This is a genomic window from Corallococcus sp. AS-1-12, from assembly GCF_020036995.1.
In the GTDB taxonomy this organism is placed as follows: Bacteria; Myxococcota; Myxococcia; order Myxococcales; family Myxococcaceae; genus Corallococcus.
In genome coordinates, this window is record NZ_JAIQDD010000036.1 from 75,107 (window position 1) to 84,740 (window position 9,634).

The following is a 9,634-nucleotide window of genomic DNA, read 5'->3' on the forward strand; positions in this document are numbered from 1 at the left end:
GGCGCTGCGTGGCGCGCCTGCGCGCTGCTCCCGTCACGACCGGTGTCGCTCCGCTTCCCGGAAGAACTGCGTGAGCGAGTGCGTCAGCAGCGACTGGCGGGACGCCATGTACCGGCGGGCGCGGAGGAAGGGCAGCCAGACGCGTTTGCCGACACGCACCTGGGACTCTTCGGGGTTCTGGCGCGGAATCCAGGTCCCACCCAGGCGCTTCACCAGGATGCCGCCCAGGTAGGCCCCCAGGGCCGGGGCGGTGTGCGTGTCGATGAGCTCGCGCTTGTATCGCTCCGGGAAGTTCTCCCGCCAGAAGTAGAAGTCGAGGTCGGTGAGGGACTCGGGCGTCGCGTCGAGGATGCTGGGCACCTTGGTATGCAGCGCTGCCATGAGGCCTTCGGTCAGGTCTCCGTAGCCGCTGTGGACCTGCGCCGGGCTCGCTACGTCCGAGGGCAGGGCGACCGGGAGCCACTCTTCCGGCTCGGGGGGTTGGAAGACATTGAGTTCGGCGATCTTCTGCTGTCGCTCGCTGATGGCGTACTCGCCAGACAGCCGCGAGAGGAGCGGCGCCAGGTCCGGGTGGAAGCGGGGCTCCACCGGCGCCAGCGCCGCGCTGCGCTCACGCAGGTTGCGCAGCACCGTGTCGAAGTCGAGGTCCGGCCGCAGGTGCACATGCGCCCGGGCCTGGGCCACGCGCGCCTCGTCGCTGGCGAAGTCGGCGGCGGTGGGCCACAGCACCAGGAGGACGGAGCCATTGGGGAGCTCCTCCACGAGGTGCGCAGGCGTCGAGAGCATCCGCTCACGGCCTAGACGCTCTACGAGTTTGGGACCGAAGACGTTCAGCCAGGACACTTCTTGAATCCTGTCGTCCCCAGTCTCCTCTGAAGGGTCCACGGCGCTGTCAGGGCTTGAGCCCTCCGCCAGTTGATCCTCGGCTAGACTGTTGGCTGTGGCGCCAGCAACAGGGTAATGAGAAGCCCAGGCGCGGACCATGCCCACAAACTCGCTGCAAGGCGCTGTCTCCCTGAAAAGCGATAGTGGCTGAACGGAGATCCATACATACAATCTGGGGGCTGATGGCGGCAACGAGAGCCTGAGAGACATATCCAACACGGGCCACGTCGCACGAGAGAGGCCAACGGACATGCTTTTCTTTCCGCGCTTCTCGTCCAGCGCCTTCAGGACGGAATCGCGGGAGTATGTGTACTGCCGCTTGCCTTCAACAACTTCCGGCATCCACGTGCCCGCGTGAGACTCAAGCGCCCTGAAAAAGGGCTCCAACGCCTGATTCAGGTCTAGGGCCTGATCGAAGGTAGCCTCAAGGGAGAGACGAAGACGGTCGTCGGTGTCAGGTCCGCGTTTCTCAGCTCCATTCATTGGAACGACACCTCCACTCCCTCCACTTCATTCTGGGCATCTCGCACGGCCGCTCGCGATGCTTTCGGATCCGCAGGCTTGAGCTTTCCGCCCTCATATATAAGACGGACTCTCTGGACCTGTGCCGTCTGTTCGATTCCGGGGCGGCGAATGTTCAGGGTCTCCCCGTAGTATCTTGAGGCAGCGCTCGCGTCCTCGATCATTTGAGCCGTGAGAGCCTCGGCTCCGAACTGCGAAAGATCACGACTCTTGAGGCTGAAGGTCTCCACGCGTGGCGTCGCGCCAGCAGTGGGCCCATCTTCGATGACAAGCACGTCCGCGAAGCGCAGCTCCGCCTTCATCACGCCTACGTGAGTCTCGATGCGGGGCCGGTCGAAGTCCTTGAGCCACCGCCGCTGCGCCCGAGGGAGGGCGGCGTCCGCCTCCAGGAGGGACACCATGGTCCGTTCGAAGGCCAGGCCCCGGGCGTAGAGCGCGCGCATCTCCCGGTAGCCCTCCCACTTCAAGGGACCTTCGACAGCGGCGCCGCTCTGGAGTTCCTGGAGGCGCCTCTCCCGGTACGCGACGTATTCTCTCCAGAGTCCCGTGCCCTGATCGAGTCCGGGCGGTGGTGCCTCCACCTTCGGCGCCAGGTGTTTCAGCAGCTTCACGTCCTTGGGAAGGCGCGGGCCCGAGGCCTCCAGCTCCGCCTGGAGCAGCCTGGCCTTCGCCGCCTCCGAGACTGCTTCGGATGAAGCTCGTGACACGCCCCTCGCCGGCACGCCTCGTGCGGACTCACGATGGGCCTCCGCCAACATCGCCTGGGCCTTCGCGGGGTTGCCGCGAGCTTCATACAGCGCCAGCACCCCCGCCTCGCCCCACTCGGCGGCGACCCGCGCGCCCTCCCGGCTCGCCTGGAGGTAGCGGAGCAGGTCGCGCGCGGCGGTGACGCCCAGTTGCTCCTCCAGCCGCTCCACCAGTGCCTTCAACCCATCCAGGTCGAACGCGGGCATCCGGAGCCGCGGCGGTCCACCGCGCGCTTCTACGAAGGCCCGCGCGCCCTTCCCTCCGGCGTACAGCGCCACCATCAAGGCGGCAGGAGCCAGCTCACGCGTGGCCTGTTCGTACTGCCCCTGCGTCAGCGAGTACGCGCCGTGCCCCGTCCCCGCCACCAGGTGGTAGAAGCCCAGCGGCACGCCGAACGTCAGGTGGTCGAAGCCTCCCAACGCCACGCTGCCCGGCGAGAAGTGCCGCTCCATCAGCGCCCGCTCCACCTGGTCGAGCGCTTCCTGGTAGGGCGGCGGCAGTTGCTCACGCCTTGCGTGGAGATCCGCGTACCGGGCCCCGTCACCCACCGGGGTGGTGGAGAGCATGTCCCTGCCAGCACGCCCCAGGCCTCGCAGGACGTCACCGGCCTGTTCATCCCGGTCTGGGAACGCCTCCAGCGGCAGCCCGCGCCGCCGCAACTCCTCGCGGACGGTGGCCATGCTCCCCAGCGTCTGGCTCAGTTGCTTGTCGCGGGCCAGTGTGCGCACCACGCCGGGCAGCTCGTCGTCGAAGGAGGAGTGGAGGACGAAGAGGGCGAAGACCTCGGCATGGGGGAGGCCGTACTTCTCGCTGGCCGTGACGAGGAAGGCCGCGCGCTTGCGGCCGAGGACCTCCGAGGCCTTCGCATCCAGCGGGCCCAGGGCACCCAGCCGGACGGCATCCCAGTCCTCCAGCGACTCCACCAGCCGGGCCATGTCCACGCCCCGCTGCATGGCCACGAACGCGGCGGGTGAGGCGCATGCCAGGAAGGGCTCCAGCACCTCCCGGCTGGAGGCCAGATGGGGCCATCCCGCGGGCACTGCGTCGTCTCCACGGACGACAGCCGCTGCATGGGCCGGCGCCTTCGCGTTCGGCGCGTGGGGCTCCTCGCTTTCCTCGGCGAGGGGCGCGCGGCGATGGTGGAGGGGCGCATTCGAGATCGCCACCGTCTGGGCGGAGGCGGAGCGGGGGCTGAAAGCCAGGGTCGCTCCCGGGTCTGTCCTCGCTGACAACGAGACACAGCCCGCGTTGAGCAGCGCCGCCGCCAGAAGCAGCAGGCCCACGCTCCCGCGCAGCGGATGCTCAACGCACATTGTCCACCCCCATGCCCACGGCCGCGAAGGCCCCCGGCCTGAGCGACCCCTCCGCCGTCGGGAACAGCAACGTGCCTGCCTGTCCCAGCGCGTACAGCTTCCCCCCGAGGAAGCGCCACCGGGCCTCACCCGACACGAGGTAGCGCGCATCCGGCGCTCCCAGCCCCACCGCCAGCCCTCCTGCCGCCACGGTCAGGTCGCGGTGCGGGGACTGCACCTCCAGGCGCCCGTCCACGTCGACCCGGCCCCAGTTGAAGGCCTCCGCGCCCAGCGTGATGCGGAAGTGGCGCTGCCCCAGGATGCCCAGACGCCGCGCATCCCAGCTCAGGATCACCTCTCCGTAGGCCGAGGCTCCCTCCCGAAAGGGCGTGTCCGCCAGGGGCAGGGGGGAGGTGCCCGCCACTTCGAAGCGCGCCAGCTCATGGTCCGGGCCGAAGGCTCCCTGCCGGAAGCCTCCGCGTTGAAGGCGCCCCTCCAGGCGGGCCCGCAGGTCCATCGTTGGTGACACCGACTCCACGCCCAGGCCCGCGACCGCGCCCCATGCACCGCCCTTGCCCGGACGTCCGCCCCAGCCTCCCAGCAGGTGCAATTCGAAACCACCCTCCGGGGTCCTGCGACTCACCACGACGGCAGTGCCGTCCAGATGCGCCAGCGTCATCGGCCTGGAGGTGCCGCCGGCCCTTCCCCAGTCATGCGCGGCGGACAGCGAGAGCGTGTAGCGCGAGGGGAGGAAGGGCCGGCCGGCGAGGACGTGCTGCATGTCCAGCACGACCTCCGCGCCCATCAGGCGCGCGCCCAGCACATCCGAGGCGAAGGCCTCCGTGTACACCGGCCCCAGCCTGCCCGTCACCACCGCCCCGGCCGGGTGGTAGTCGGGGTTGATTCTGTTGTTGTAGCGCCGCACCAGGTGTCCGGAGAGCAGGGTGTAGGACTCCAGGGCGCCCATCCACAGCGAGTCCGGTGCGTCGCCGCCCACCGTGAGCATGCGCACCACCTGCCCCCAATCGGACAGCGCGTCCCAGTCTTCCTTCCGCACCCGTCCCGCGCCTTCCCCTCCACCCCACAATCGCAGCCGTACTGGAGCCCCCAGGTGGAGGTGGAACATCCCCCGTCTGGCCACCATCACCCGGGGCTCCAACCGCGCGAAGCCCTCGTCCACGCCCGCGCCCTGCCGAGGCAGGAGCGTCAGCGTCGTGGCCTCCATGCGCAGCAGGTGGAGCCACCGCGGGCTTTCCTCCGCGGTAGGCATTGGCCCGGTGAGGTCTTCCGCCCATCCCGTCCCCGGTAGGAGCGACAGCAACACCACGGCCCAGCGTCGAAGCAGGAACATCGGCACCTCCTGTGAACGCCCCGGTACGGGCGAATGGACAGAGGTTCTCCGCTCGGTCCGACAGGGGCCAGGGTGCAGGTCCTCTCTTTCCACGAGGCCCCGCCACACGCTCGAACGACACGCCCAGGTTCCCGACCGGTTCGAGTGCGTTCTTGAGTTCCCCTGAAACAATCAATGCGGTCGTGAACTTCTGAACCTCACGCTCGCGCCGCAGCGCGCCGAGGTACGGCACGTCGCGTGATCAGGATGGGCGCGACACCCGTCTCCGGTTACGTCAAGGCTCTCTGAAAAGACTCATCGGAGGTCCTGCCTCACCCAACGCTCCAGGGCACTGCGCGACAAGACACAATCCCTCTCAATGGGTTCTTCGGTCGCATTGATGTGCCTTCATATAGTTAAATCTCACACACGCCGCGACTTCAGGTCAGGGGGGGAGATGGGCCAACCCACAGGAAGCTTTGAGGTTTCCGAGGAATTGCTTCAATTGGGCTCTACGGGGGCCGCGGTGGCCAACCTCCAGAATCATCTCCGGCTGGCTGGACTCTATCGAAGGCCCATCGATGGTTGCTTTGGAACGGACACAGCTTATGCCGTCAGACAGTTCCAGTTCGACAGGAGGCTGAGCGCGGACGGGATCGTAGGCCCCTCGACCTGGGCGGCCCTGAGCACCCTCCCCACTCCTGCCTCAACAGTTGGCAACGCCAACAGCCCAAGGGGCTTTCCGTTCGAGATGGGAACGGGGGTCTACAGTGTCGGCCGGGTGTCCAACGGCGCTGGCGTGAACCTTCGAGAGCAACCCCATCTTTCCGGCACGTTCAAGAAGAAGCTCTCATTCAACACTCGCGTCTTCGTCTGCCGTGAGTTCTCGGGCGACTGGTATTTCGTGACGCTCGAGGATGGAAACTCCGGCTTCGTCTACAAGAAGTACATCAGCATCAATTTGCCCGACCCCGGAGCAGTCCTTCATAGGATCAAGAAGAACGAAGGCGCACTGGCCATTGTCAAGCAGCACTACAAGAACTCCACCATCCAATGGGGCCAGGACGAGCGCTATTATGCCAATGTCCTTGTCGAGGCGAATCGGGGTCCTGGGCTCCGCGGCATCTACAAGCCGACCGAGGATGCGACCTGGGACACGACCCAGACGCGTGAAGGCTACCTCATCTGGATTCCGAGCGTAGAGTTCGCCAAGAGCCTGCGCGGCAAGGTGGGCTCAGGTTCCATCACGTATGAACTGTGGCGGGACGTCAAGGTTCTCGCCACGAACGCCGGGAAAGCATACCTGGGGAATCTGGCCTTTTCCGCGGGCCTGATTCACGGCGCGCTCGAGGCCGTCTGGGATCTGCTCACAGGGCTCATTGATCTGCTGGAGTTGGTATGGAAGCTCGTCTACAGCTTGCTGAGCGGCGAGATCGTATCGGACTTGAAGGGCCTGTGGGATCTGGCTGCATCGTTGAACCTGAAGACGTTGACCGAGGCAGGCATCCAGGCTCTCGCCAACCGATGGAACGATCCAAATCTCCTTCGCCGTGAGCACTTCCGGGGCTGGCTGATCGGGTACGTCATCGTCGAGATCGTGATGGCGGTTGCTTCTGCGGGAGCCACCATTGTGAAGTGGGCAGGCAAGGCTGGAAAGCTTGGCAAGCTCCTCGCAGAATTTCCCAGGTTCGTAAGGCTCGCTGAGAAGGCGAAAGACATCACGAAGCCCCTGGCGCTGCGGAAGGCCAATCCGCTCAAGAAGACAGCCGCTCCACAGAAGCAACCGAAAGCCCCCACGAAGAAGCCCGGAGTGTCAGGGGTCCCCAAGGGATGGGAGAAATTCGCTCGGGAACTGGACGGAAGCTTCAAGAGACGACTCCAGCAGTTCCGCGGAGCCACGGACCTCAAGCCCGCCAAGGGACTTGCCGGTAGCGAGGGGCAGCTCTTCCTGTCGGAGAAGTTGCCCGGCAAAACACTGAAGCGGTGGTTCAAGATCCGGCTCTCCGTTATGGACAAGTCTATCAAAAAGCTACAAGAGGCGAAGACCGCCGTAGAGGCCAATTCCAGACTAAAAGCCGACATCAAAGTTGTGAAGATCTTCGAGCAAGGCCCTGACTGGGTGTTGCGTGAATTTGATTCCAGCTCGGTGGAGTTGAGCAAGGCCCTGAGCAACTCCACGACTTCGGCGGCCTACCGGCGCGTGGTCGCCGAGTTGCAGAAAATGAAGTCCGTGGGGCAACTGCCTCCGGTGCTTGAGGATCTGCTAAAGAAGCTGACCAGGGCCAAGGGGCCTTCGAATAACATCCACTGGTCCCCGGACATCAACAAGCTCGTCGTTATTGACATGATGTGAGAACCCATGCGCGACTTCGCCACCCTCCACCGTGAACTCAAGCTGAAGCCGTTTCTGGAGAGCCCGCTGGGAGCCCTGTACCTCTCTCGGGAGGTGCCAGGAGCATCCAGACTCGTCGTGCGGCACTTCGACGGTAGCCTGCCGAGCACGATGGTGGGTCCCTTCGTCGCGCTGCTGCGCTCGGCGCAACAATGGCTCGAGCGCAATCCCGAACTGGAACGCCTGGTGTCCATTGAGCAGCCGGTCGAGGTGGGCAGCGACTTCGTCGCTCGAAAGCACCACATCTACGGAGTGAACCTCGCATCTTATACCGAATGGGATGAGCCCCCCGCACCACCTCCGCAACTTGCTCGCATGCAGAAGGCCTTTCGTGGGAGCCGGGGCAAGTCGACCGACCCCAGGGATACGCTCCTGGAGAAAGTGTTGGCCCGGAGCCTGCTGGAGGCCACGGCGAAGACGTACTTCGATGATGACGAGGAGCGCTTCATCGTGGTTGACCTCAAGCCCACTGCGGACGAAGTCAAGCGCTGGGCGGCGCTGTCAGCGCCCGGCACCCGGTGACTAGGACTGCCCAATGAGTGATGTCCACCTTGTCTCCATTGGCGGCGGTGCGATCTCGCTGACACATCGCCCCAAGCTCAAGGACTTCTCCACGCTGCGTGCCGAAGGGGTGACTCACGTCGTCACCCTGCTCGCGGAGACCGAGGGCGCACGCCAGCTTGGCGAGGCCGCGACCCGAGCGGGCCTCGGTTGGATTTGGGTTCCGTTTCACGGCGGAGCGGTCCCGGCTCCCGAGCGGACCCAGGAGCTCAGGCAGGTGTTGCGCCAACTGAGCGCCATCGTCGAGGGTGGCGGCAAGCTGGTCATCCACTGCTCGGCGGGGATTCACCGCACGGGCATGTTCGGCTACGCGCTCTTGCGACAGCTCGGACTGAGCGCCGAGGCTGCGCGCGCCAGACTCGCAGAGTTGCGTCAGGTCACCGCGGAGGGCGTAGGCCCAGACCGCTTGGCCTGGGGGGATGCGCTGGTAGAGCCCTGGTCCTGGGTGGATTCAACGGGTCGTCGCAACACTCGAAACTGAGGAGTTGCGATGGGTGCAAAGAATCATCGACGGTCTGCTTGAACTGGACGCCCTCCCATGTCGTCGCCGGGGCGTCCCTCCGTGGGGCGACGTGAGCACCGGCAACGCTTCTGGGTGGCGATCGCGCAGGGGCTGTCGAGCGAAGATGCCGGCAGAGCAGCTGGCGTATCTCCGGTGGTGGGATGCCGGTGGTTCCGCGAGGGTGGCGGAATGCCCTCTTTCTGGCTGGCCCCGTTGGTGGGGCGGTACCTCTCGTTCGCCGAGCGAGAAGAAGTCGCGATTCTCCATGCCCAGCGCCTCGGCGTTCGCGCGATAGCGCGTCGGCTCCAGCGTTCTGCCTCGACCATCTCGCGGGAGTTACGCCGCAATGCCGCGACCCGCAGCGGTGGCTTGGAGTATCGAGCCACAGCGGCCCAGTGGCACGCGGACCGACGTGCTCGACGCCCGAAGGTCGCGGAACTGACCGCGAACGACGAACTGCGGCGGTACGTGCAAGAGCGCTTGGCGGGGACGCTCACCTCAGACGATGGGACACGCGTGCCTGGCCCAGAAGTGCGTTGGAAGAGTCGCCGCCAGGGACCACGAAAAGACCGACGTTGGGCGACTTCCTGGAGCCCCGAGCAGATTGCAAACAGGCTTCAGGTGGACTTCCCTGCGGATGCCTCAATGAGACTCTCCCACGAGGCCATCTACCAGGCGCTCTACGTCCCAAGTCGCGGTGCCTTGCGACGCGAGTTCACCAGTTACCTGCGGACCGGACGAACGCTGCGGGTGCCTCGGGCACGCACCCGTGTGCACGGGAAGAAGTTCGTCAGCCCAGAGAGGAAGCTCAACCAGCGCCCCAGCGAAGTCACGGACCGCAAAGTCCCTGGGCACTGGGAGGGGGACCTCATCTTGGGATTGGGGAGTTCCGCCATTGGCACGCTGGTCGAGCGCACCACCCGATTCACGCTGCTGCTGCACTTGCCGCGCATGGACAACCACGGCCAGCCTCGGGTGAAGAACGGGCCCGCCCTGGCTGGGCACGGTGCCGATGCGGTCCGCAGCGCCATCGCGTCCTCACTCACTCCGCTGCCGAAGCAGATGCGCCGGACGCTCACGTGGGACCAAGGAGCGGAGATGGCTCAACATGCCCGCCTTCGCGCCGACACGGGCCTCTCCATCTACTTCTGCGACCCCCGCGGTCCATGGCAGCGAGGCACGAATGAGAACACCGACGGCCTGCTTCGCCAGTACTTTCCAAAAGGGACGGACCTCTCCCGATACTCTCGTGAGCAACTCGCCACCGTCGCCGCCGCCCTCAACAACAGGCCCCGCAGGACTCTTGGATGGAAGACACCTTCCGAGGAGGTCGTGTCAATTGGAGTGGAAACGCGTCAGGCGGCGCGACGAGTTCCCTGCGGTAGCATGACGAGGTTGCCGTC

At 65.7% G+C, this 9,634-nt stretch carries 6 protein-coding genes and 1 pseudogene; 4 read left to right on the top strand and 3 right to left on the bottom strand.

The window, feature by feature from the left end; all coding sequences use genetic code 11:
* Nucleotides 1-33 precede the first annotated feature (33 nt).
* From K8556_RS35110 to K8556_RS35120, 3 genes are read right to left on the bottom strand one after another with little or no spacing between them, the layout of a single operon-like run.
* Nucleotides 34-1,368, bottom strand: a complete 1,335-nt coding sequence (locus K8556_RS35110) for a DUF3396 domain-containing protein (RefSeq protein WP_223744479.1) — start codon at nucleotides 1,366-1,368, stop codon at nucleotides 34-36.
* Entirely contained in the window at nucleotides 1,365-3,467 is a 2,103-nt protein-coding gene (locus K8556_RS35115; RefSeq protein ID WP_223744480.1) for a hypothetical protein, read from the bottom strand. The genes K8556_RS35110 and K8556_RS35115 overlap by 4 nt, the downstream gene beginning before the upstream one ends.
* Nucleotides 3,457-4,791, bottom strand: coding sequence for a hypothetical protein (locus K8556_RS35120; protein WP_370640017.1), 1,335 nt, complete (start codon nucleotides 4,789-4,791; stop codon nucleotides 3,457-3,459). Before K8556_RS35120 ends, K8556_RS35115 begins: the two co-directional genes overlap by 11 nt.
* Before the next feature lie 511 nt (nucleotides 4,792-5,302).
* Between K8556_RS35120 and K8556_RS35125 the strand changes: the two genes are divergently transcribed.
* The 4 genes and pseudogenes from K8556_RS35125 to K8556_RS35140 all read left to right on the top strand — a co-directional run.
* Nucleotides 5,303-7,129, top strand: coding sequence for a peptidoglycan-binding protein (locus K8556_RS35125; protein ID WP_370640015.1), 1,827 nt, complete (start codon nucleotides 5,303-5,305; stop codon nucleotides 7,127-7,129).
* 6 nt (nucleotides 7,130-7,135) lie between these two features.
* Nucleotides 7,136-7,690 carry a hypothetical protein gene (locus K8556_RS35130; protein WP_223744483.1) on the top strand — a complete coding sequence of 185 codons (555 nt, stop codon included), beginning with the start codon at nucleotides 7,136-7,138 and terminating at the stop codon, nucleotides 7,688-7,690.
* A gap of 13 nt (nucleotides 7,691-7,703) precedes the next feature.
* The gene (locus K8556_RS35135) at nucleotides 7,704-8,210 is read left to right on the top strand and encodes a tyrosine-protein phosphatase (protein WP_223744484.1); all 507 of its coding nucleotides are present in this window, start codon (nucleotides 7,704-7,706) and stop codon (nucleotides 8,208-8,210) included.
* 57 nt (nucleotides 8,211-8,267) lie between these two features.
* A pseudogene (locus tag K8556_RS35140) lies at nucleotides 8,268-9,557 on the top strand (IS30 family transposase); the annotation flags it as partial.
* Nucleotides 9,558-9,634 lie beyond the last annotated feature (77 nt).

Bases quoted from the DNA above. Each gene is read 5' to 3' on its own strand.
- K8556_RS35130 (WP_223744483.1), top strand. From the start codon at position 7,136: ATGCGCGACTTCGCCACCCTCCACCGTGAACTCAAGCTGAAGCCGTTT.
- K8556_RS35110 (WP_223744479.1), bottom strand. From the start codon at position 1,368: ATGAATGGAGCTGAGAAACGCGGACCTGACACCGACGACCGTCTTCGT.
- K8556_RS35135 (WP_223744484.1), top strand. From the start codon at position 7,704: ATGAGTGATGTCCACCTTGTCTCCATTGGCGGCGGTGCGATCTCGCTG.
- K8556_RS35115 (WP_223744480.1), bottom strand. From the start codon at position 3,467: ATGTGCGTTGAGCATCCGCTGCGCGGGAGCGTGGGCCTGCTGCTTCTG.